We start from the raw sequence: 22155 nt of genomic DNA, 5'->3' as shown, positions 1-22155 counted from the left end.
AACCCTTTCATCAAACCACCGCCACCTGTTTGCCTGTGGTTGGGTGCGTCAATAGCGTCAATCTTATCCCAAAAATATCGTGCAAGGTTTCTGCATTCATCAGGGTCTGGGCATCGCCCTGATAGACCAGTTCCCCGCCTTTTAGGGCGATGATTTCATCACAAAATTGACTTGCCAGATTGATGTCATGAATGATGACCACCACGCACAGACCTTGTTCGTGGGCAAGGCGTTGAATCAATTCAAGAATCTGTACTTGATATACGATGTCAAGTGGTGCTAATGGTTCATCAAGCAACAAATAAGGGGTCTTTTGAGCCAGACACATCGCAAGCCACGCGCGAGCCTTTTCACCGCCTGACAAAGTTGCCAAACTGGCTGCGGCAAACGGTGCAACCCCTGTTACCGCCATCGCTTTTTCAACCAGCTGATAATCCTGCTCAGAGGGTCTAGATAGAAAACTTTGGTGCGGATAACGCCCAAGCATCACCAGTTCTTTGGTACTAAATCCTGCTTGCTCGGGCAGTTTTTGGGGCAGATACGCCAGTTGTTTGGCAAGCAGTTTTGGGGATAAATCATGCAGATTTTGCCCATCAAGCAAAACCTTGCCATCGCTGGGCTTGATGTTGCCAGACAACGCCTTGATGAGCGTGGACTTGCCAGAACCATTATGCCCAATCAGACCATAGAGTGTGGCAGGTTTTAGTTGTAAGTTGATGTTTTTTAATAAGGTTTTTTGGTAAGCATAAACCGACAGCTGTTGAGTGATGAGCATAAAATCAATCTATAAAAACAAATATCTGGGCAAGAAATTTGGCAAGTCGCCCAAATCTTTTTCAAATAATAAAGCTCATCAAGCACATCAAAACAAGCGTTTGACGGCTTGATGAACTCAAAACAAAAAATCAATGACAATTTATGATAATAAAAACACCATCAGGTCAATACAAGTTTTGCATTCTAACCAAATTCATCATCACTTGCGTCCAAATTTGCGTTTTTGGCTCATCTGCTCGATGGCAAGCGTCATCTCTTCGTTAGACAGATTGGCACTGTGGCGAAGCAGCTGCATCACATCGGGCTGCAAGACAAATTTGGCGTTTTGGGCAATCTGATCGATGCGTTCATCAAATTTGAGCAGTTCTGTTTTGTCATCAATGCTGACATAATCTGTTCGCACCAAAGTATCAATGAAACTTTGGAACAATGCTTTGTCAAACATATCTGGCAAATCATCGGCGTGTAGCACCGAGATTCTTTGACCAAGCACATGGCACAGATTGATAAACTGTTCAGTTGTCAGGCGGTTTGAGCCTTGCTCTGACAATAAAGTCAATGCCATAAAATAGCGTTCCAAACTCTGCTGGGCAGGAGCAGCCAGCACCATCAACTGCTGATATGCCACGCTATTACCCTGTGGCGAGCCAAGCACACCATCGCCCAAGTCCACAATCACTTTTTGTTCGATGAGCAAATCCAGCACGCCATCGGTCGTCTCAGTGATGTTTCTTAGGGAAGTTTTTAAAAATAATTCACTTTGTAAAAACGGGTACAGCAGCTTGGTGATGCCATCTAATTTATCTCGATAGATACGACCATTTCGTTGTACCAATGCCGCCATAAAACTTGCAATGATGAACACATGCAAGATGTTGTTCCTAAAATAACTCAGCAAAGGAGCTTGTTTGTCCGCCACACGCACCATGTCGCCCAAAATATGTGGCGTGCGTTCGATGAGTTTTAGCTTCACTCCATGATCGATGATTTGTTTTGGGGTCATGTCGGTCACATGAGTGTCAGCATCATAAGGCAATGCTTGGGCAAGATGCTGATACAGTTGAATCTGCTGAATACACTGATTCTCATCAAGTGCCAGATTTGGCGTGGATAACAGCACCAAAGCCAACAATGATACAGGATTGACCACCGCCGCTTTATTGATGTTTTGCATCACTTTGACGCCCAGATTTTGTACCATGGCGTGCGTGTTTTTGGTGTTTTCATCAGAATTTTCCATCGGCTTGACAGAAAATTTCTGCATAAAATCATTCAAATGTAGCGGTTCGCCAAACACCAAATGCACCGTACCAAAAATCCGTTCAATCTTGCGAGCGGTTTTTAGGATACCAAGCCAGTTTTCACTTTCTTTGGGCTTGCCCTTTAATTCGCCCACATAAGTTGCCCCTTCCATGATGCGTTCATAGCTGATGTAAGTTGGGATAAACACCACAGGCTTGGCAGGCTCTCTAAGATGGCTATTCACCGTCATCGCCAGCATACCAAGTTTGGGCGGTAACAGACGACCCGAACGAGAACGACCACCCTCGATGAAATATTCCATCGGTGCTGCTCGCTGCATAAGGCTGTGTACATACTCCTTAAACACCGTGCTGTATAGGGCATTACCCTTGAAACTACGACGCATGAAGAACGCACCGCCATTTCGCAAAATCTCGCCCAAAATCGGAATATTTAGATTATCGCCAGCAGCGATGTGCGGTATTCTTAATCCTTGTTTATAAATCACATAAGATAATAATAGGTAGTCCATGTGGCTGCGATGGCACGGTACATAGACGATTTGATGGTCGGCAGCCAGCTCCCTCACTCGCTCAAAGTGTCGCACTTCCACGCCATCGTACAGGCGAGTCCATAGCCAAGTCAAAAAGTGGTCAAAAAATCGCATCACCGAATGCGAATAATCACTGGTAATCTCGCCCAGATAGCCTTGTGCCTCTGCCTTAACCTGAGCGATACTGCGACCTGAGGCTTGGGCTTCTTTTTCGATGGCGGCCTGCACCACAGGCGATGATAGAATCGTCCCTGCAATATTGCGTCTGTCGGATAAATCAGGCCCAACAATGCTGGTGCGTTGCTTATCCAGATAGCCTTTGAGTCGCAACGCAATGATTTGTGTCAGGTCATCGCCCACGCCTGCCTTAGCATCACTGATGAGTTTTTGCAGGTCTTTTGGCTTGGAAAATTGCACAAAAGTATCTCGCCCCATCACGCCAATATTAAACAGCTGCTTGGGAATATTGGGCGACTGCCATTCGTCCGCCATCAACAAACGGAACAAAGACTCCTCTTTGTCAGGGGCTCGTCCCCATAAAATCGTGACTGGCACTAATCTGACTTGTAATTCTGGATTGGCAAGTGCCGCTGCAATCAATCTATCAAGCCGAGAGCTTGGCTTGGTCGGATTGCCTTGTCTGCGGTCTTGCAAAAAAATCATCGCCGAAGTTTCGTTGATGTCATCGGTTTTAATGGGAGCCAGTGCTGATGGCAAGCCAAGCTCCTGCGTCTGCATACCAACCAGCAAACTATTGGAGCGAGAATAAGCTCGAATCACATAAAAAGTCGGTATGTGCGTATCCAACTCTGGCACTTCACCAATCAGGCTTGGCTTGACCGCCAGCGACAATCCTTTGGCGGATAAGCGACGATACGAGCTTGGTTTTTGTTCTAAGGTGCTTTCTTGATTGTTAGATTGGTTTGTTTGACCAAACCACTTTGGCAGTTTAAACATACAAAAAACTTTTTCATTAAAATCAATTAACCCATTGTATCATTTTTTTAATTTTTTGGCTAAACATATCAAAAAAATGCTATAATTTTGGTCGATTTTTATTGATAATTTTGATGATTTTTTATGCAAACTTCATATGACCGCTACGCCCACACACCACGCCAGCAGACCGCCAGCGTGCAAGATTTATTAAATACATTAGATTTGGTGCAGCTAAGCGATGATGTGTTTGAAGGTCAAAGTTTTGATTATGTCGGCCCTAGGGTGTTTGGCGGGCAAGTATTGGCACAAGCCTTGATGGCAGCAGCTCGCACCTTGACCGATGACAAGCCATGCCATAGCTTGCACGGCTATTTTTTGCGTGGTGGGGACATTCGATTGCCCATCGTCTATCAGGTGCGTCGCCTCAGAGATGGACGCAGTTTGTCAGCACGAGAAATCATTGCCGTGCAGTATGTGGACAGCACCAGCGAACAAGGTCTGCCCATCAAGACAGAACAGGTCATTTTTTCGATGATTGCCTCTTTTTCGCCGATGGAAGGCGGTCTGGACTATCAAACCCAAATGCCAGACTACCCAGCACCAATGAGCCTGCCGACCGAACAAGAGCTAAAAGCACAGTATCTTGACCGCATTGACCCAGCATTGCAAGCTCGCTTCATGCGTCCACGCCACATTGAGATTCGCCCCATTTTCCCCCAAGACCCCATCACGCCTGCCAAGACCAAACCGCACCAAGCCAACTGGCTACGCATTGCTGATTTGGGCAATCAGCCCGCCTGCGTCCACCAAGCCCTACTGGCTTTTTCATCAGATTTTTATTTGGTTGCCACAGGATTGATGAGTCATGGCATCAGCTTCATGCAAAAAGGCTTACAGATTGCCAGCATTGACCATAGTATGCACTTTCATCGCCCTTTTGACATCAGAGAATTTTTACTCTACGACATGTGGAGCGACACCACCAGCCACGCCAAAGGTCTTAATCATGGGCAATTTTGGCAAGATGGTAAGCTGGTCGCCACCACACAACAAGAAGGTCTGATGCGTCTGCATCGCTCCATACTTGATAATATTTGACACAGCCAGCATCTGACATATCATGCCTTAAAGTTTGCCCATCGGTTATCTTTTGTACAGCATATTGACGAGTATGCTGTCATCACTTAATATAATGGTGGTTTTTCTTTTGGTCGTAGCGTTATGAGACAGACAATCTTTCGTACTGCTTTTTTGATGATGGGCATTGTGGCAATGACTGGCTGTGACTTACCCAGCCATCAGTCTGATACTGGCACATCGCTGAGCAACAAACAAATCGCCAAGCTCATTCCCACTCATGTCAAGAACTCCCAAAGTTGGGCTGCGGACATCGCTTCGGTTTTTGACCAATTACGCCTCGACAAAACCGCCCAAAACATCTGCACTGCCATCGCTGTCATCGACCAAGAATCCAACTTCGTGGCAGACCCTAGTGTGCCAAATCTGGGCAATGCCGCCTTGAACGCCATTGACGAAAAATTAGAAAGCAAATTGGGCAAACCGTTGGCTGGCGTATTTCGCACGATGCTAGAAACCCGCCCAAATAAACAAGACAACTTCATCAAGCAAATCAAAAAAGTCAAAACCGAAAAAGAGCTTGATGAGCTGTACCAAAAGATTTTTGATTATTTTACCACCACCTATAAAGTCAATTCTTTGTCGCAAATCACCAAACTAAGCGGACAAGGCATTGACGAACGCATCAATCCCATCACCACGCTAGGCTCAATGCAGGTGCATATTGATTATGCTCGCAGTCATCGCCGTGTCAATATGAGCGACCGTGAGCTTAGACAGGATTTGTACACACAATTTGGCGGTCTGTATTATGGCATTCATCGCTTGATGGTCTATCAAGCCGACTATGACAGACCATTGTATCGCTTTGCGGATTATAATTCGGGCATGTATTCTAGTCGTAATGCCGCTTTTCAGCAGCGTATCGCCACCTTGACGGGCGAAAAAATTTCCATTGATGGCGATTTATTGCTATATAATGATGGCAGTCCCACCATCAAAAAAAGCCAAACCGAAAAAGTGTTAGTCGCACTGCTTGCCAAAACCAAGCAACCGCTAAACGAACGACAAATCCGTTCTGATTTGAAAAAAGAAAAGAAAAAATCTTTTGAGCAAACACAAACCTATCAACTGGTCAATGAGCTGTTTACCCAAAAAACAGGCAAGCCTGCCAGTTATGCCATCATGCCAAAAGTCGTCATTTCAGGGCCAAAACTCAGTCAAGATTATGACACCAACTGGTTCGCCACTCGGGTGGATAAACGCTATCAGACCTGCATGAGTGCCGCCAAAAAATCAAAATTAACCTAACAACACCCACCAAGCATAAACACCAACACAAAAAAACCGCACCTAATGATGCGGTTTTTTTGACGCTTGGCTTAGCCTGCTTGGTCAAGCAGCATACTTCTGATGTGACCGATGGCTTTGGTGGGGTTTAATCCCTTTGGACATACCGACACACAGTTCATGATGCCACGGCAACGGAATAGGCTAAATGGGTCGTCAAGTCTTGCAAGACGAGCTTGGGTGTCATTGTCACGGCTGTCGATGATGAAGCGGTAGCCATTAAGCAATGCTGATGGCCCAAGGAACTTATCTGGATTCCACCAGAACGATGGGCAAGAAGTCGAGCAACACGCACACAAGATACACTCATACAGACCATTAAGTTTTTCACGGTCTTCTGGTGACTGCAAGCGTTCGGTTGGCGGTGCAGGCTGGTTGTTAATCAAGTACGGATGTACTTTTTCGTATTGCTCATAGAATTGGTTCATGTCCACCACCAAATCCTTGATGACAGGCAAACCTGGCAATGGACGAATGACGATTTTTTCTGGCAATGTGTTCATGTTGATTAGACACGCCAAACCATTCTTGCCATTGATGTTCATACCGTCCGAACCACAGATACCCTCACGGCAAGAGCGGCGGAAAGTTAGGGTTTCATCTTGTTTTTTTAGACGAAGTAGGACATCAAGTAACATACGATCGCTGTCAAGCAGTTCAATCTCGTATGTTTTCATATAAGGGGCTTTGTCTTTATCTGGATCGTAGCGATAAATCTCTACAATGCGTTTACCTCGACTCATGGGTTTCTCCATTGGGTATTTGGGATTTTTAAGCAATGTCTTGTTGCATCTGCTCAAAAATGACCTAATTTATTCTAAAAATTTTAAAATTCAATAAAATCAGCTTTTTGGCAAGCCCCTAAGGCTACTGCTAGGTCAAGCTGGACTTGCGATATGGGTTGTGATGGATAAACATGAAGCCATCACAACCTATCCTAATGGCTGATTAGAATGTACGCACTCGTGGTTCGCAATATTCTACGGTCAAAGGTGTTTTACGAACTGGCTTATAAACCACTTTATTACCTTCTGAGTACCATAGTGTATGCTTCATCCACTCATGGTCATTTCGTCCTAGTGGTGCATAGCTGTCATCTTCTGGACGCTCATAGTCTAGCACGCTGTGAGCACCACGGCACTCATGACGCAAAGAGGCTGAAATCATCGTTGCTTTGGCAACTTCGTATAGGTTTGCCACTTCCAATGCTTCAATACGAGCGGTGTTAAATACCTGCGATTTATCCGCCAAATGGATTTGGTTAATCTTTGGCTCTAATGCCAAGATACGCTCCACGCCCTTATCCATCAACTCTTGGGTACGGAATACACCAGCGTGATCTTGCATGATTTGACGAATTTCATCACCGATTTCTTGGGCATTATAGCCTTCGGTAGAATCTTGCAATTTATTCAAGCGAGCCAAAGTAAAGTCAAGCACTTGTGGGCTTAGTGGCTTATAGCTGCGGTCAGATTTGGCAAATTCATCTAGGATATGCTGACCTGCGGCACGACCAAATACCACAAGGTCAAGTAGCGAGTTCGTGCCTAGGCGGTTTGCACCATGCACTGACACGCACGCACATTCGCCGATGGCATACAGACCCTTGATGACACGACCTTCGGTATATAGACCTTGCTCGTCCACATGACCATCAAGCACAGGCACAGTCACCTGACCATGAATGTTGGTCGGGATGCCACCCATCATGTAGTGAATGGTTGGTACAACAGGGACAGGCTCTTTGGTGATGTCCACATTACCAAAGTTTTTACTGATTTCAAAAACTGATGGCAGACGCTTCATCAAAGTGGCAGCACCTAAGTGAGTCATGTCCATCACGATGTAGTCGCCATTTGGGCCACAGCCACGACCTTCCTTGATTTCTTGGTCCATCGAACGAGAAACGAAGTCACGAGGTGCTAGGTCTTTTAGGGTTGGGGCATAGCGTTCCATAAAGGCTTCGCCGTGCTTGTTACGCAAAATCGCACCCTCACCACGGCAGCCTTCGGTCAATAGTACGCCTGCTCCTGCCACACCTGTTGGGTGGAATTGCCAAAATTCCATGTCTTGCAAAGGAATGCCAGCACGCACTGCCATGCCAAGACCATCACCTGTATTGATGTAGGCATTGGTCGATGCTTTAAAGATACGACCTGCACCACCTGTGGCAAGCACGGTAGTTTGGGCTTGGAAAACGCTAACTTTACCTGTTTCTTGGTCAAGAGCAATCACACCGTTGATGTTGCCTTCTTCATCTTTAATCAAATCAAGGGCAATCCACTCAACAAAAAACTGTGTGCCTTTTTCTAGGTTCTTTTGATAAAGCGTATGCAGTAGAGCGTGTCCAGTACGGTCAGCAGCAGCACAGGCACGAGGTACAGGCTTAGCACCGTATTCAGCAGAATGTCCACCAAATGGACGCTGATAAATCGTACCATCTGCGTTACGGTCAAACGGCATGCCCATGTGTTCTAGCTCATACACCACTTTTGGTGCTTCACGGCACATATATTCAATAGCGTCTTGGTCGCCTAGCCAGTCTGAGCCTTTGACGGTGTCATAAAAGTGAAAATGCCAGTTATCAGGACTCATGTTACCCAAAGACGCACCGATACCGCCTTGGGCAGCTACCGTGTGACTACGAGTTGGGAATACTTTGGTCAAAACAGCGACTTTCATACCGCCATTAACCAACTGCAATGAGGCTCTCATGCCTGAACCGCCACCGCCAACAATGACCGCATCAAAGTTTAGGGTAGGGATATTTTCAATAGGTTTTTCTGGTGCTAATGCCATAATCTTTTTTCCTAATAATTCTTAACAGGGACGATTTTTAAGGATTACCAAAAAATCATCACACCCCAAAACAAATACGCCAAAATCGCAACAATGACGATGGCTTGTAGAACGATACGCAGACCTGATGATTTGACATAGTCAGTAAACACCGTCCACATACCCACCCAAGCATGGAATACCAATGACAAAATCGCCACCAGACTGAATAATTTCATTGGCAAGCTCATCATAAAGCCGTGCCAAACTTCAAAATTCACATCATTAAATAGGAAAAAACCCACCACAACAATGCTGTAAATCGCCAAAACAACGGCACTTAGGCGTTGTAATACCCAGTCACGAGAGCCTGAACCTGTCAGACCTGTCGCACTTTTAATACCAGAATTATTTCTCATTAGAACATCACCCATACAAACGATGCGACAATCAATACCGCAGCAATCACAAAACTGATGATAGCAGCGGTACGCCCAGATTTGAACTCTTCGTTCATGCCCAAATCGGCAAGCAGATGCTTAATACCCATCACAAAGTGATAAGCGGTCGCAGCCACAAAAATCCACGCCACAAAACGCACAGCAATATTGTCAAACACAGCCGCAAAATTTTCGGCAGATGACAAAGAGGTTTGTAATACACAAAGCATCACAGGAACAAGCAAAAATAAAACAATCCCTGAAACACGGTGCAAAATAGAAGCCATTGCGATGGGTGATTTTGAGTTCACCTTAATCACTTGACTTAGAGGTAAATCAATCGGTCGGTTGCTTTTCACAGCGGGCATCCTTATATCATTTACGCCGACAACGGCAAGGAGTAGCTGGCTGGATTGGAGCAGCTTGGCTGTCCATCACTTGAATAATTTCAAATGCAGCGAGCACCACAATAAAACAATAAAAAACTTTCCAAAAATCATCACATCATTTCGCCAAGTTTTTAGCGAAACACTTGACAATGCGAGTGATTATCGTTTAAGAAAGTGCGGTAATAAATCTTATAGATTATAAAACTCTTGATGAATAATTACAAACAAAATCCCTAATTTTGTGTAAAAATCCTGTAATTTTTTTCAAATACCAAATGTAAAATTGTTACAAATAATGTCAAAATAACCAGCCCCTGATTTTTTATGCCAATAAATCAGCTTAAAACCTTGCCAAACAACATCAACGAAGCCATTTTTTGATACAGTCATCATTCATGAAATATCGGAGGGTAAAGAAAACCAATGGAAAATTTATACTGAGCAGTCATTATGCCAACTTTAAATAAAAAAATGCTTGTAACTTGGGTAAAGTTTTTGTATCATCAAAAAACTCATTAGTTGAGTGGTGTCTGTCATCAGATGCCCATTTACAATCAAAACAAGGAAGCTGCACTTGGCACACAGGCTGTGATGGCAGGTGCAATACAGCTCATCTACACATCGCTGATGCCTTTGTTGGCAGGGAAAGCGGCAAAAAACCTTAGTGACTGGGTAGATGCAACTTAAAACAAAGAGGTTTTTATGTCAAAACAAGTTACTCTTACCGTTGATGGTGTTGAATATGAAATGCCTGTGCTAGAAAGCACGCTAGGTCGTCCTGTGGTTGATGTCAGTGCGATTGCAAAAGCAGGTCTATGGACTTATGACCCAGGCTTTATGGCGACAGCACCTGTGGAATCAAAAATCACTTACATTGATGGCGACAAAGGCGAGCTACTACATCGTGGCTACGACATCGCTGATTTGGCAAGTCAAGCAGAATATTCAGAAGTCTGCTACGCACTACTTTATGGCGAACTACCTAATGCTGAACAAAAAGCGAAGTTTGAAGCTCGCATCAGCAAAAGAATGGCAGTTCATGACCAACTGCGTAAGTTCTTTGAAGGTTTTCGCCGTGACGCTCACCCGATGGCAATCATGCTGGGCGTGGTGGGTGCATTGTCTGCGTTCTATCACAACCATCTAGACATCTCTGACCCAAAACATCGTGATGATACTTGTGTGGATTTGATTGCCAAAGCCCCAACACTGGCGGCAATGAGCTACAAATACTCTATTGGCGAACCGTTCATGTATCCACGCAAAGATTTTAGCTACGCTGAAAACTTCCTATACATGATGTTTGCTACCCCAGGCGATGTCAATTACAAGCCAAATCCTGTGCTTGTTAAAGCAATGGACAAGATTTTCACGCTACACGCTGACCATGAGCAAAATGCCTCTACTTCTAGCGTGCGTTTGGTTGGTTCAACAGGAGCAAACCCATACGCCTGTATCGCAGCAGGTATTGCCGCTCTATGGGGACCATCACACGGTGGTGCAAACGAAGCTGTACTACAAATGCTAGATGAAATTGGCACGATTGAAAATGTCGCTCCGTTCATGGAAAAAGTCAAAACCAAAGAAGCCAAGCTAATGGGCTTTGGACATCGTGTCTATAAGAACTTTGACCCTCGTGCCAAAGTCATGAAAGAAACTTGCGATGAAGTGCTAAGTGCTTTGGGTGTGAACGATCCAAAACTACAACTGGCAATGGAGCTAGAAAAAATCGCCCTATCAGACCCTTACTTCATCGAGCGTAAGCTGTACCCGAATGTGGACTTCTACTCTGGCATTATCCTAAAAGCCATCGGTATCCCAACCTCGATGTTTACCGTCATCTTTGCTTTGGCTCGTACCGCAGGTTGGATTGCTCACTGGACAGAAATGCATTCAGAATCTTTCAAAATCGGTCGTCCACGCCAACGCTATACTGGCGAAACACACCGTCAATTCGTACCAGTGAACGAACGCAAATAAACTGCTTGTTCCTAAATTCCCCAAAAAATCTTTTGGGGAATTTTTTTATTCAATAACCACTGCCCTATCATGCCCAAATCAACATCAATAAATACGCTCACATTCATCTAAAAAAAATCACAAACCAAATCAACGCTCAATTATGATTTCAAGGACTTATGCTGAACAAAAAACTTGGTGGTACAACAAATGAAATGGGATATTATTGCCAAATATTGCTTATTTGTTAATAATGTTAACAAAAATCCAAGAAAAGCTGATAAAATCACAAAAAGTGATGAAAAATATTTGCCTTTATTGATGTTTTGGGTAAAAATATAGAATGCGATGATGCACCCAAAAAATTGATGCGATATATTGATGGTGCATTGATTGATATTTGACGACTTCAACATTAGGATAGCCATGACTGACATTTCAGATTCAAGACCGATTGCATTAGACTTGCAGGACATTCACAAAAATTACGGCTCGCTGGAAGTCTTAAAAGGCGTGTCTTTAACCGCACACGATGGCGATGTCATCAGCATTCTTGGTTCATCAGGTTCGGGTAAATCAACCCTGCTACGCTGCATTAACCTGCTTGAAAACCCAAGCTCTGGCAAAATTTTTATCGGTCAAGAAGAGCTGAAACTAAAAGCCAAAAAAGACGAGTTGATTGCCGCCGATAAACGCCAGCTTGAAAAATTGCGTTCCAAAATCGGCTTTGTGTTCCAAAGTTTTAATCTATGGCCACATAAGACCATTTTGCAAAACATCATCGAAGGACCAACGCAAGTCTTAGGCTTATCCAAAGAAGAGGCGATTAAAGACGCTGAAAGACTATTGACCAAAGTGGGTCTATTGGATAAAAAAGACGCCTACCCTGACAATCTATCAGGCGGTCAAAGACAGCGTGTTGCCATCGCTCGTTCACTTGCCATGCGTCCACAAGTCTTACTATTTGACGAACCAACCTCCGCTCTTGACCCCGAGCTGGTCAATGAAGTGCTGGCGGTGATGCGAGAATTAGCCGCAGAAGGTCGTACGATGCTGATTGTGACCCACGAGATGCGTTTTGCTCGTGAGGTATCAAGCAAGGTGGTCTTTTTACATCAAGGTCGCATCGAAGAAATTGGCACGCCAAGCGAAGTGTTTGACAACCCAAAATCGCCCCGTGTGCGTGAATTTATGGCCTCTCACCAATGATTTTGTGCCGTGTGATTTGATTACCAAAATATATTTGACTTAAATATTGTTGATTTTTTCATTTGTACTTTTTAAGGATTTATCATGCTAAAACGCCTAACCGCTCTTGCTGTACTTTGTGGTACTGTCTTAGTTGGCTGCGGTCAAGACAAGTCAGCCGAGCAAGCAGATGCCCAGCCAACTGCTGAAAAACGCAAACTGACCATCGCCACCGAAGCTGCCTACCCTCCGTTCAACAACACCACACCAGATGGCAAAATTGTCGGTTTTGATGTTGATGTCATTCAAGCAGTATGTGCTGAAATGAATGCCGAATGCGAGATTAAAGCCCAAGATTGGGACGGTCTGATTCCAAGCCTGCTTGCCAATCACTATGACGCCATCATCGCTGGTATGTCCATCACCAAAGAACGCCAAGCTCAGGTTGATTTTAGCGAACCTTATTTTTCAAACACCATCGTTTGGCTTGCCAAAAATGATGGTAGCTTTGACCCAAATAACATCAAAAATCTTGTCCTAGGCAGTCAAAGAGCCACCACAGGTGCTGCCTACATCAGCGAAAAATACGATGGCAAAGATGGCAATACCGTCAAGCTGTATGACACCTATACCAATGCCTATCTTGACCTAAAAGCAGGTCGTAACCAAGCTGTGATGGCAGAAAAAGTTTCCGCCAGCGACTGGCTAAAACAAGCAGACAATCAAGGTTTTGGCTTGGTTGGCGAAGAGATTGACAACAACGACCATCTAGGCATTGCGGTTCGCAAGGGCGATACCCTAAAAGCTGACATTGACGCTGCTTTGGCAAAAGTCAAAGAAAGCGGCAAACTGGCAGAACTAGAAAAACTCCATTTTGGTAACTAATATTGAGAATCACAATGACAAAAATCCTAAAAATCGCCAGCACCGTGCTAGCAATCACCGCCCTAACCGCCTGTGGCAACGATAAAACCGAAAATACTACCGCCAACACAGAAGAAAAAGTAGTGCGTATTGCCACCGAATCTAGTTTTAAGCCATTTAGCTATCTGGATAATCAAGGTAATTTGGCGGGGTTTGAGATTGACCTTGCCAATGCCTTGTGCGAAGAAATGAAAACCAAATGCGAAATTTCCAGCCAAGATTGGGACGGTCTGATTCCAGGTCTTAATGCTGATAAATTTGATGCCGTGATGGCAGGCATGTCCATCACCGAAGAACGCCTAAAAGTGGTGGATTTTAGCGAACCTTATTTTGACAACACGCTGGTCTTGGTTGGCAAAAAAGGCGATACTTCAACCATCGCTGACATTGATGGCAAGGCAGTCGCCACCCAACAAGCGACCGTCTCGGCAGATTATCTACAAAAAAATCACCCAAAAGCCCTCATCAAGGTCTATGATAAGCAAGATAATGCATATTTAGACTTGACGGCTGGTCGTGTCCAGTTTATGCTATCAGACATCGTGCCAATCTCTGACTGGCTCACCACTGAGCAAGGTAAGGATTTTGAGGTTAAAGGCGAACCGATTGACATTGGCGACAAAGTTGGTATCGCCGTTGTCAAAGACAGTCCATTTAAGGCACAATTTGATGCAGCACTTGCCAGCCTAAAAGCCAATGGCAAATATGCACAAATCTCTGACAAATATTTTGGTGCAACCAAATAATGTCAGTATCAGCTGATGTTTTGTTTGAATCATCAAGCAAAACATCAGCCAAAGTTTGGCGATTGATTGCCAAACACAGTTAAGCGGTACCAATTCACCACAAAAAAGGAGTGTTATGATGAAAAAGTATGTTCTAGGAACAGCAGCAGCGACACTGAGCCTGACTTTGGTTGCTTGTGGTAACGACAAGCCACAAGAAAGCCAGCCAGCCACCGATGGTGGTAAAGTTCAGCTACGCATCGCCACTGAATCTAACTACAAGCCTTTTAGCTATTTGGACGCAGAAGGCAAACATCAGGGCTTTGAGATTGACCTTATCCACGCCCTGTGTGAAGAGATGAAAGCAGAATGCACCATCACTTCCTACGACTGGGACTCACTGATTCCTGGTTTGATTGCAGATAAATATGACGCCATTTTTGCCAGTATGTCTGCCACCGAAGAACGCCGCAAGACTGTAAATTTTAGCGAACCGTATTTTAACAACAAGCTGGTCTTGGTTGGCAAAAAAGGCGATACTGGCACGATTGCCGATATTGATGGCAAAAATGTTGCTGCTCAACAAGCCACCGTATCGTCTCAATACTTAGAAAAAAACCACCCAAAAGCCAACCTCAAAATCTATGACAAGCAGGTCAATGCTTATCTAGACTTGGCGGCGGGTCGTGTTGATTATCTACTGTCTGACATTGCCCCTGCAACCGATTGGCTCAATAACACCGAACAAGGCAAAGGCTTTGAGGTTAAAGGCGAATCGATTGACATCAATGACAATGTTGCCATTGCCATGCGTCAATCAGACACCGAACTTGCCAACAACTTCAACGCAGCCATTGCCAGCCTAAAAGCCAATGGTAAATACAAAGAAATCGCTGGCAAATACTTTGACCCTGCTTTGGTTGAATAAATCATCATTTCAAGGAGTGAAATAAATGAAAAAATTGGTGTTTGGCATCATTGCCACTCTTGCATTGGCGGGCTGTGGCTCTGACAAAGGCGAGCAAACCCAAACTTTGCGTATCGCCACCGAAGGAGCTTATGCACCATTTAACTACACCAATGCCGATGGCAGTTTGGGTGGTTTTGACATCGACATCGCCAATGCCTTGTGCCAAAAAATGCAGACCACTTGTGAAATCTCAGCACAAGACTGGGACGGCATCATTCCTGCCCTAAAAACAGGCAAATTTGATGCCATCGTCTCAGCCATGTCAGTGACCGAGGAACGAAGCAAACAAGTGGATTTTAGTCAGCCGTATTTTGTCAATTCGCTGGTGTTTTTGAAGAAAAATGGTGCGTCATTTGACCCAAAATCAATCAAAGACATCGAATCTGCCAAAATCGCTGCCCAACGCTCAACCATTTCAAGTCAATGGCTTACCCAAACCTATCCAAACAGCAAACCACAACTGTACGATACTTTGGATAATGCATTCATTGACCTTGGTAATGGGCGTGCTGATGCGATGATTTCTGACAAATTACCTGCTCTTAGCTGGCTAAAAAGCGACATTGGCAAAGATTTTGCCGTCGTTGGCGATGAGATTGACATTGATGACAAAATCTCTGTCGCTGTGGACAAGGGCAATACCGAGCTTTTGCACAAATTTGATGAAGCATTGGCTGCCATTAAAGCAGATGGCACTTATGAACAAATTGTCATCAAACATTTTGGCAAAGAAGCCCTACCAAAAGATGCACAATAATCACATCTCTTGCCATCAAAAAGTTTTATTTTGGTGGCAAGATTTGCTACAATGTGCTTTATGTTGTCCACTGGCGGTATATTTTTGACAACAAACTGTCTAAGATAGTCCTAAGTTTTCTTGGCAGATTGACCGTTTTAGAAAGTTTTTTAATAATTATAAACAAAATCATTTGGTATTGTTTAATCAACTCAGCCAAAGTAGCATCTTGATTAGCCAACACCAACCATATTATTGGGCATTAAAGGTATTATTGTGTTTGATTTGCAAGGCTACGGCCCAATTCTTGTGCAAGGCACCATCACCACCATCAAGCTTGGATTTGCCAGCTTGGTGTTGGGCTTGTTGTTTGGCTTGATTGGTGCGTTATTTAAGCTATCTGGCATTTGGATTTTGGAAAAACTTGCCAACATCTACACCACGGTGGTGCGTGGGATTCCAGAACTTCTCATGGTGCTGTTCATCTATTTTGGTGGCAGTATCATTTTGCTCGCCATCTTAAAACTGTTTGGCTATCACGGACGAGTGGACATCAGTCCATTTTGGGCAGGTGTCACGGCTTTATCTGTGATGTTTGGTGCTTATGCCACCGAAGTATTTCGTATGGCGATTCAGGACATTCCAAAAGGTCAATGGGAAGCAGCTCAAAGCATCGGTATGCGTCCTGCTCAGACTTTTTTTCGTATCATTTTGCCACAGATGTGGATGGTCGCCCTACCAGGTCTTGGTAACTTGACGCTGGTACTGCTCAAAGATACCGCTCTTATCTCGGTGGTTGGTTTGCACGATTTGATGTACTATGCCCAGCGAGCCGCCCAATCCACCCAAAAGCCATTCACTTTTTATCTGGCGGCAGCGTTCATCTATCTGCTACTGACCACAGTCATCATGCTGTTCATGAATCGCTTTGAGATTCTTGCCAATCCAGCAGCTCGCTATGCCAAAAAACTGCGTAACACAAGGGGGCAAGCATGAACTGGAACTGGCAAGCAATTATTGAACATTTTCCAGCACTATTAAAAGCGTCCGTCACCACCATCGAGCTGGTTGTATTGTCATGTGCGTTGGGCTTGGTGTTTGGCGTTTTGCTTGGCTTATGGCGATTGTCATCTGTGGCATGGGTGCGAATTTTCCCAGCCGCCTACATCTATTTTTTTCGTGGCACGCCACTACTGGTACAGATTTTTTTGATTTATGCAGGCTTAGGTCAATTCAAAAGTGTACAAGAATCTTGGCTATGGCAGCCCGTATTAAGCCAAGCCTATTGGTGTGCCATCATCGCCTTTACACTCAACACCAGTGCCTACATCGCTGAGATTGTGCGTGGTGCAATTCAGGCTGTGCCAAAAGGCGAATTGGAAGCGGCTGATGCCATCGGTATGTCAGCATTCCAAAAAATGCGTCGTATTACCCTACCTCGTGCTTTTGGTATCATGATTCCTGCGTACAGTAACGAAGTGATTTTTATGCTCAAAGGCAGTGCGTTGGCATCAACCATCACTTTGGTTGAACTGACCCACCAAGCCAAAAACATCATTTCGGTGACTTATTTGACCTTAGAAATCTACTTTGCTGCTGGTATCATTTATCTATTGATTAGTTGGATATTCTTATTTGGCTTTCGCCAATTTGAACGCTATATCAATAAGCACAAACGCTATGTTCCACCCACAACTGCCTAATCTAATAAAAATCGCACCATGTGGTGCGATTTTTTTATCAATAAACAGTAACCGAGTTACCATGAATTTCAACAGTTACCCAAGGGTTGCCTCGCACGATGGCACGAATGGTGCTTGGCGAGATATTACCTCTGCGTACCTTTGCCTCAAAGCTGGCACGAGCTGACTTACTACCCAGACCACATTCATTAGAACCTGCCCAAGCTCTGTTTTGGCGTAAAATTGCTGCCGCTGCACTTTTGGTAACCGCACCTGCTAAGTATTGACCATTGCTGTTATATTTATCATCTGGGCTGATGTAAGTGCTATAACTACAAAAGCCAAATGCCGATGAACCCACAGCCGACAACACGGCCGCTAAGATGAATTTTTTCATCATAATCTCCTCGTACATGAACAATATTCGTGTGATGATGGAAAGTCCCCATCATGCAGCCATTTTACCCCCAATCCAAAAAAAACGATTTTTTTGTTAAAATAAAAAATAATGCGATATGACCAATCTCGTCAAACTTCGCCATCTAAAAAATATCACTGTCTTTGATGATGGCAAATTCTCATCACAACCAAACAAAGCCATGTATGCCAAAATACATCATTAAAGCACTTGATGATATGCCATCAGCTTGGCTGATAAAAATCATCAGAGCCAAAAAAGCCACCCATCAATCGATGCGTGGCTTGATGTTCCACATGGAACAAATCATCAAGACCGCCTAGGCAAATAATGCTTCAACTGCTTTTTCGTCAAACTGATATTCTGTGCCACAAAATCCACAGTCAAGCACCAGCTTGCCACCATGAGCCGCCACCGCCTGCTTAGCATCGTCAAGCCCAAGTTGAATGATTGCTCCTTCACTTTTTTGCTGCGAGCAAGTGCAAGCAAACTGCAACGGTGTAGGCTCTGGCAATACCACTTCCTCTTCGTGATATAGGCGATACAAGATTTCGTTGGCATCAAGCCCTGTCAATTCGTCCGCCTTAATGGTGCTGGTCAAAACACTCAATCTGTCCCACAAATCAGGGTCATTGTCTCTATCTGCCTGCGTCTGTGGCAATAGCTGTACCAACATACCGCCTGCCGTGCTGTCATCGCTGGCAAGTTTGATGATGGTTGGGATTTGGGCAGATTGCTTTTGATAATGTGCCAAACATTCGCCCAAATTGGTGCTCACACGCTCCACAATACCCTGATATGCCTCGCCTTTGGCAGGGTGAATACTGATGAATAATACACCAGCTCCCATCTGAGCAAAGGCATCGTCACTGGTGGTGAGTGTTTGCCAAACTGCGTCAGCCTCATCATCTTGGGCAAACCCTGCCAACGCACGCACCGCCCCTGTGTGGTCGCATTCTGCCATCGCCCAGCTCAGTCGAGCGTTTTCGTCCGAAGTTTGTAGTTGAATGGATAGTCTGCCATCGATTTTTAGCGTACCAATCAGCAAACTTGCCGATACCAACATCTCGCCCAATAAAGCCTTGATGGCGACAGGATAATCTTTTTGGGCGATGACGGTTTGATAGGCATCGGTCAGACGCACGACATCGCCACGCACGACAGAACCATCAATAAAAAAACGCTGGCGATAATTGGCTGGATAAACTTGGCTCATAAACTTAATTCCAAAATCAATAAATTTGGGTCATTTATGGGGATAAGCTGGATATTTTCTAGGGCAAACCACCGACAATTGTGCAGATTTGACCTAAATTTTGGCAAATGATGCTTGGTTTTTGCCATGCTGGTCATTTCTTATTCTAAAATGAACTAAAAATATGCCAAAATAACTTATCTATTCATATGATTTTTTTCTATAATACTTCGAAATTTTTGCTTAATAATCGTTAAATTATGATGAACATCAACTTTCAAGATACCAATCAATTACTAGACAATGTTGCCACGCTTGCCAAAACCCACCTTGCTCCAAAAGTATTGGAAATTGATAGGGGCTACTACCCATTGGCAGAAATGTCAGCCTTGGGTAAGGCTGGGGCTTTTTCGGCACATCTAAATGCCAACGGGGGCGATTTTGGAACAGCGATTTTATCCACCGCCAAAATCGCCGAGGTCTGTGGCACGACTGGCTTTTTGTCTTGGTGTCATCAAGTGTGCGGATTGTACATTGACCAATCAGACAACGAATACCTAAAAGATAAATTTCTAAGTAAGCACCAATGGGCAGACAGCTTTGGCGGCACGGCCTTATCCAACCCAATGAAAACTTGGGCAAACATCGAAACGATGATTTTAAAAGCAAAAAAAGATGGCAATGGCTATGTGGTGTCAGGCACTTTGCCTTGGATTAGCCACATTGCCCCACATCAATACTGCGGTGCGGTGGCACTCATCGAAGAAACAGGCGAGCAGGTGTTTTTCTTGTTGCAATTTGATGACGAAAGACAAGGTGCTTGGCAACTACACGCCTGCCCAACCTTTGCAGGCATGGAGGGTTCTAGCACTTGGCGAATTGAATTGAACAACTATCCTGTGCGTGAACAGGACATCATCGCCAATCCTTGCCAAGCATTCATCAAAAAAATTCGTGGTGCATTCGTCTTGATGCAGCTTGGCATCGGTGCAGGCATCATCGCAGGGGCGATTGACGACATCAAGCAAGGCGTAGCGGTCAGCAATGCCTACCTAGAAGACCAAGCAGGCACACTGCAACACGAACTGGACAAGCTGGTCAAGACCACCTTAACACTTGCCAAAACACCTTTTGAGACGCACAAGGACTTCTTTCTTGATGTGCTAGATGCTCGTGCCCAAGGAGCAATGCTGTGCCTGCAAGCGACCCAAGCAGCCATGCTACATCAAGGTGCCAAAGGCTATCTGATGACATCAGCCCCACAGCGTCGCCTCAGGGAAGCTCAATTTGTCGCCATTGTTACCCCAGCGATTAAACATCTACGCTATTTGTCGCATCAACTGATGAGCGAACCAAAAGTTATTTAAGATTTTTTAAAGGATAAGACAAAATGATGCCAACCGATGGTCGTGGTGCATGGCGAAAGTTCATCTGCATTGCTTGTGGCTTTATTTATGATGAAGAGTTGGGCGATGTTGATGGCGGTTTGCCTGCTGGCACTCGCTTTGAGGACATTCCAGATGACTGGCAATGCCCACTATGCGGTGTCAGAAAAACCGACTTTGAACCTTATGAGCAGACCGATGATGAGACGGTAGCGATTGTTGAGTTTGACAGTCAGCAAGCTGGTGTAGTCATCGTTGGTGCAGGTCTGGCTGGCTGGGCGATGGTTGATGCCATTCGTGCTGTGGATAAAGACATTCCCGTCACACTCATCAGTGCTGATGATGCTGACCGCTATCACAAACCCATGCTGTCTGTTGCCATCAGTCAGCACAAAACGCCAAGCGATTTGGTGCGTAGTCGTGGAGCAGAAGCTGCCATCACCGCCAATGTACGCTTGCTTGCCAATACTTTTGTCACCAACATCGACACCGATGCCAAACGACTGCACACCACCTTGGGCAACATTGCTTATGATGATTTGGTGCTGGCAATCGGTGCAAAACCCGCCTATCCACCAACCATTGACCCAAGCATGGCTTGGCATGTCAATCATTTGGATAAATTTGCTGGCTTGCAAGCTCGGCTGTCTGGCAACAAAAAACACATTGCCATCATTGGTGCTGGCATGATTGGTACAGAGCTTGCCGAAGATTTGACGATGGCAGGACATCAGGTCAGTCTCATCGATGTTCACCCAAGACCGCTAAATGCCCTATTGCCCAAAATTGCCACTGAGCAAATTCTTGATGCTATTACTGGCTTGGGTGTCGTATTTTTGGGGCAAAGCATGGTGCAAAGTGTCCAAAAAAATGATGCTGGCTATGTGCTTGAACTGCTTGATTGCACCAGCAACCAAACCACTCAACATCAATTTGATGAGATTGTGGTCAGCACAGGACTGATGGTCGATGACAGATTGCCTGTTCGTGCAGGACTAGATTTTGATAAACGCACAGGCATCAAGGTTGATACCACCACCCTACAAACCAATGTGCCGCACATCTATGCCTTAGGCGACTGTATCAGCATTGATGGCATGCCATGTCGTTATGTTGCCCCTCATCGTCCGCAAGCAACTGCCATCGCCAACCATATTTTGCAAGGCGTGGGCAATTATGAGCATAAACCACCGATGATTCGCCTAAAAAACAAATCCATTTCGGTGACTGCTAATGGGTATCCAACTGCTGATGGCGACTGGCAAATCATCACACAAACAGAGCATGAGCTGTCGCTAGAATTACATCAAGATGGGCAGTTGCTTGCCAAAGCCCTGCTCAAAAAACCCATCGGTTAATATTGCCAGCAATACATCGTGATTCGACTTCATCAGTCCACATCTGAGCGATGACCTTGCCAGCCAATCT

At 44.8% G+C, this 22155-nt stretch carries 22 protein-coding genes; 14 read left to right on the top strand and 8 right to left on the bottom strand.

Annotated features, from left to right (window positions below; genetic code table 11):
• Positions 1 to 10: 10 nt before the first annotated feature.
• Together LU297_RS05425 and plsB are read right to left on the bottom strand one after the other, a co-directional pair.
• Positions 11 to 775 carry an ABC transporter ATP-binding protein gene (locus LU297_RS05425; RefSeq protein WP_263075543.1) on the bottom strand — a complete coding sequence of 255 codons (765 nt, stop codon included), beginning with the start codon at positions 773 to 775 and terminating at the stop codon, positions 11 to 13.
• Positions 776 to 976: 201 nt separating this feature from the next.
• Positions 977 to 3529 carry a glycerol-3-phosphate 1-O-acyltransferase PlsB gene (gene plsB / locus LU297_RS05420; RefSeq protein WP_263075542.1) on the bottom strand — a complete coding sequence of 851 codons (2553 nt, stop codon included), beginning with the start codon at positions 3527 to 3529 and terminating at the stop codon, positions 977 to 979.
• A 123-nt stretch (positions 3530 to 3652) separates the two neighbouring features.
• On the opposite strand from plsB, the gene LU297_RS05415 reads away from it, so the two are divergent.
• Together LU297_RS05415 and LU297_RS05410 are read left to right on the top strand one after the other, a co-directional pair.
• A complete protein-coding gene (locus LU297_RS05415; protein ID WP_263075541.1) occupies positions 3653 to 4609 on the top strand; it encodes an acyl-CoA thioesterase in 957 nt (318 codons plus the stop codon).
• Between the two features lie 123 nt (positions 4610 to 4732).
• Positions 4733 to 5899 (top strand): DUF1615 domain-containing protein, encoded by a 1167-nt coding sequence (locus LU297_RS05410; RefSeq protein ID WP_263075540.1) that lies wholly within the window; start codon positions 4733 to 4735, stop codon positions 5897 to 5899.
• 71 nt (positions 5900 to 5970) lie between these two features.
• Here the strand turns inward: LU297_RS05410 and LU297_RS05405 are convergent, their stop codons facing one another.
• The 4 genes from LU297_RS05405 to sdhC all read right to left on the bottom strand — a co-directional run bounded on the left by LU297_RS05405 (position 5971) and on the right by sdhC (position 9524).
• Complete coding sequence (locus LU297_RS05405; RefSeq protein ID WP_263075539.1) at positions 5971 to 6681, bottom strand: succinate dehydrogenase iron-sulfur subunit; 711 nt, start codon at positions 6679 to 6681, stop codon at positions 5971 to 5973.
• Positions 6682 to 6886: 205 nt separating this feature from the next.
• A complete protein-coding gene (gene sdhA, locus LU297_RS05400) occupies positions 6887 to 8740 on the bottom strand; it encodes a succinate dehydrogenase flavoprotein subunit (RefSeq protein ID WP_263077339.1) in 1854 nt (617 codons plus the stop codon).
• 41 nt (positions 8741 to 8781) lie between these two features.
• On the bottom strand, positions 8782 to 9117 hold the full coding sequence (gene sdhD, locus LU297_RS05395) for a succinate dehydrogenase, hydrophobic membrane anchor protein (RefSeq protein ID WP_263077338.1): 336 nt from the start codon (positions 9115 to 9117) through the stop codon (positions 8782 to 8784).
• A 17-nt stretch (positions 9118 to 9134) separates the two neighbouring features.
• The gene (gene sdhC, locus LU297_RS05390; protein ID WP_263075538.1) at positions 9135 to 9524 is read right to left on the bottom strand and encodes a succinate dehydrogenase, cytochrome b556 subunit; all 390 of its coding nucleotides are present in this window, start codon (positions 9522 to 9524) and stop codon (positions 9135 to 9137) included.
• A gap of 561 nt (positions 9525 to 10085) precedes the next feature.
• Between sdhC and LU297_RS05385 the strand changes: the two genes are divergently transcribed.
• From LU297_RS05385 to LU297_RS05345, 9 genes are all read left to right on the top strand, one after another.
• Positions 10086 to 10232 (top strand): hypothetical protein, encoded by a 147-nt coding sequence (locus LU297_RS05385; protein WP_263075537.1) that lies wholly within the window; start codon positions 10086 to 10088, stop codon positions 10230 to 10232.
• Between the two features lie 15 nt (positions 10233 to 10247).
• Positions 10248 to 11525, top strand: coding sequence for a citrate synthase (gene gltA, locus LU297_RS05380; protein ID WP_263075536.1), 1278 nt, complete (start codon positions 10248 to 10250; stop codon positions 11523 to 11525).
• Positions 11526 to 11930: 405 nt separating this feature from the next.
• Positions 11931 to 12713: an ABC transporter ATP-binding protein gene (locus LU297_RS05375; RefSeq protein ID WP_263075535.1), complete on the top strand. Its 783-nt coding sequence runs from the start codon at positions 11931 to 11933 to the stop codon at positions 12711 to 12713.
• 84 nt (positions 12714 to 12797) lie between these two features.
• Complete coding sequence (locus LU297_RS05370; protein WP_263075534.1) at positions 12798 to 13577, top strand: transporter substrate-binding domain-containing protein; 780 nt, start codon at positions 12798 to 12800, stop codon at positions 13575 to 13577.
• A gap of 14 nt (positions 13578 to 13591) precedes the next feature.
• Entirely contained in the window at positions 13592 to 14362 is a 771-nt protein-coding gene (locus tag LU297_RS05365) for a transporter substrate-binding domain-containing protein (RefSeq protein ID WP_263075533.1), read from the top strand.
• A gap of 118 nt (positions 14363 to 14480) precedes the next feature.
• Positions 14481 to 15269, top strand: a complete 789-nt coding sequence (locus LU297_RS05360) for a transporter substrate-binding domain-containing protein (RefSeq protein ID WP_263075532.1) — start codon at positions 14481 to 14483, stop codon at positions 15267 to 15269.
• 25 nt (positions 15270 to 15294) lie between these two features.
• The gene (locus LU297_RS05355; protein WP_263075531.1) at positions 15295 to 16068 is read left to right on the top strand and encodes a transporter substrate-binding domain-containing protein; all 774 of its coding nucleotides are present in this window, start codon (positions 15295 to 15297) and stop codon (positions 16066 to 16068) included.
• Positions 16069 to 16323: 255 nt separating this feature from the next.
• A complete protein-coding gene (locus tag LU297_RS05350; protein WP_263075530.1) occupies positions 16324 to 17043 on the top strand; it encodes an ABC transporter permease in 720 nt (239 codons plus the stop codon).
• Complete coding sequence (locus LU297_RS05345) at positions 17040 to 17750, top strand: ABC transporter permease (protein WP_263075529.1); 711 nt, start codon at positions 17040 to 17042, stop codon at positions 17748 to 17750. The genes LU297_RS05350 and LU297_RS05345 overlap by 4 nt, the downstream gene beginning before the upstream one ends.
• Positions 17751 to 17787: 37 nt before the next feature.
• Here LU297_RS05345 and LU297_RS05340 read toward each other — a convergent pair whose 3' ends face one another.
• Entirely contained in the window at positions 17788 to 18126 is a 339-nt protein-coding gene (locus LU297_RS05340; RefSeq protein ID WP_263075528.1) for a hypothetical protein, read from the bottom strand.
• Positions 18127 to 18332: 206 nt separating this feature from the next.
• On the opposite strand from LU297_RS05340, the gene LU297_RS05335 reads away from it, so the two are divergent.
• Positions 18333 to 18470 carry a hypothetical protein gene (locus tag LU297_RS05335; protein WP_263075527.1) on the top strand — a complete coding sequence of 46 codons (138 nt, stop codon included), beginning with the start codon at positions 18333 to 18335 and terminating at the stop codon, positions 18468 to 18470.
• Here LU297_RS05335 and hslO read toward each other — a convergent pair.
• Positions 18467 to 19363, bottom strand: coding sequence for an Hsp33 family molecular chaperone HslO (hslO, locus tag LU297_RS05330; RefSeq protein ID WP_263075526.1), 897 nt, complete (start codon positions 19361 to 19363; stop codon positions 18467 to 18469). The two genes, LU297_RS05335 and hslO, sit on opposite strands and share 4 nt — an antisense overlap.
• Before the next feature lie 239 nt (positions 19364 to 19602).
• Between hslO and LU297_RS05325 the strand changes: the two genes are divergently transcribed.
• Entirely contained in the window at positions 19603 to 20709 is a 1107-nt protein-coding gene (locus tag LU297_RS05325) for an acyl-CoA dehydrogenase family protein (RefSeq protein WP_263075525.1), read from the top strand.
• A 23-nt stretch (positions 20710 to 20732) separates the two neighbouring features.
• Entirely contained in the window at positions 20733 to 22085 is a 1353-nt protein-coding gene (locus tag LU297_RS05315) for an FAD-dependent oxidoreductase (protein ID WP_285894525.1), read from the top strand.
• Positions 22086 to 22155 lie beyond the last annotated feature (70 nt).

It is taken from the genome of Moraxella nasicaprae, assembly GCF_025643275.1.
In the GTDB taxonomy this organism is placed as follows: domain Bacteria; phylum Pseudomonadota; class Gammaproteobacteria; order Pseudomonadales; family Moraxellaceae; genus Moraxella; species Moraxella nasicaprae.
The sequence above is the reverse complement of the archived record's forward strand: the minus strand, read 5'-3'. Positions and strand labels throughout refer to the sequence as shown.

Excerpts from the sequence above, each read along its gene's own strand:
- LU297_RS05370 (WP_263075534.1), top strand. The coding sequence starts at position 12,798 with ATGCTAAAACGCCTAACCGCTCTTGCTGTACTTTGTGGTACTGTCTTA.
- LU297_RS05335 (WP_263075527.1), top strand. The coding sequence starts at position 18,333 with ATGCCAAAATACATCATTAAAGCACTTGATGATATGCCATCAGCTTGG.
- LU297_RS05425 (WP_263075543.1), bottom strand. The coding sequence starts at position 775 with ATGCTCATCACTCAACAGCTGTCGGTTTATGCTTACCAAAAAACCTTA.
- LU297_RS05340 (WP_263075528.1), bottom strand. The coding sequence starts at position 18,126 with ATGAAAAAATTCATCTTAGCGGCCGTGTTGTCGGCTGTGGGTTCATCG.
- sdhC (WP_263075538.1), bottom strand. The coding sequence starts at position 9,524 with ATGCCCGCTGTGAAAAGCAACCGACCGATTGATTTACCTCTAAGTCAA.
- LU297_RS05315 (WP_285894525.1), top strand. The coding sequence starts at position 20,733 with ATGATGCCAACCGATGGTCGTGGTGCATGGCGAAAGTTCATCTGCATT.
- plsB (WP_263075542.1), bottom strand. The coding sequence starts at position 3,529 with ATGTTTAAACTGCCAAAGTGGTTTGGTCAAACAAACCAATCTAACAAT.
- LU297_RS05385 (WP_263075537.1), top strand. The coding sequence starts at position 10,086 with ATGCCCATTTACAATCAAAACAAGGAAGCTGCACTTGGCACACAGGCT.
- LU297_RS05345 (WP_263075529.1), top strand. The coding sequence starts at position 17,040 with ATGAACTGGAACTGGCAAGCAATTATTGAACATTTTCCAGCACTATTA.
- LU297_RS05415 (WP_263075541.1), top strand. The coding sequence starts at position 3,653 with ATGCAAACTTCATATGACCGCTACGCCCACACACCACGCCAGCAGACC.
- LU297_RS05325 (WP_263075525.1), top strand. The coding sequence starts at position 19,603 with ATGATGAACATCAACTTTCAAGATACCAATCAATTACTAGACAATGTT.
- gltA (WP_263075536.1), top strand. The coding sequence starts at position 10,248 with ATGTCAAAACAAGTTACTCTTACCGTTGATGGTGTTGAATATGAAATG.
- LU297_RS05405 (WP_263075539.1), bottom strand. The coding sequence starts at position 6,681 with ATGAGTCGAGGTAAACGCATTGTAGAGATTTATCGCTACGATCCAGAT.
- LU297_RS05355 (WP_263075531.1), top strand. The coding sequence starts at position 15,295 with ATGAAAAAATTGGTGTTTGGCATCATTGCCACTCTTGCATTGGCGGGC.
- LU297_RS05375 (WP_263075535.1), top strand. The coding sequence starts at position 11,931 with ATGACTGACATTTCAGATTCAAGACCGATTGCATTAGACTTGCAGGAC.
- LU297_RS05360 (WP_263075532.1), top strand. The coding sequence starts at position 14,481 with ATGAAAAAGTATGTTCTAGGAACAGCAGCAGCGACACTGAGCCTGACT.
- hslO (WP_263075526.1), bottom strand. The coding sequence starts at position 19,363 with ATGAGCCAAGTTTATCCAGCCAATTATCGCCAGCGTTTTTTTATTGAT.
- LU297_RS05410 (WP_263075540.1), top strand. The coding sequence starts at position 4,733 with ATGAGACAGACAATCTTTCGTACTGCTTTTTTGATGATGGGCATTGTG.
- LU297_RS05365 (WP_263075533.1), top strand. The coding sequence starts at position 13,592 with ATGACAAAAATCCTAAAAATCGCCAGCACCGTGCTAGCAATCACCGCC.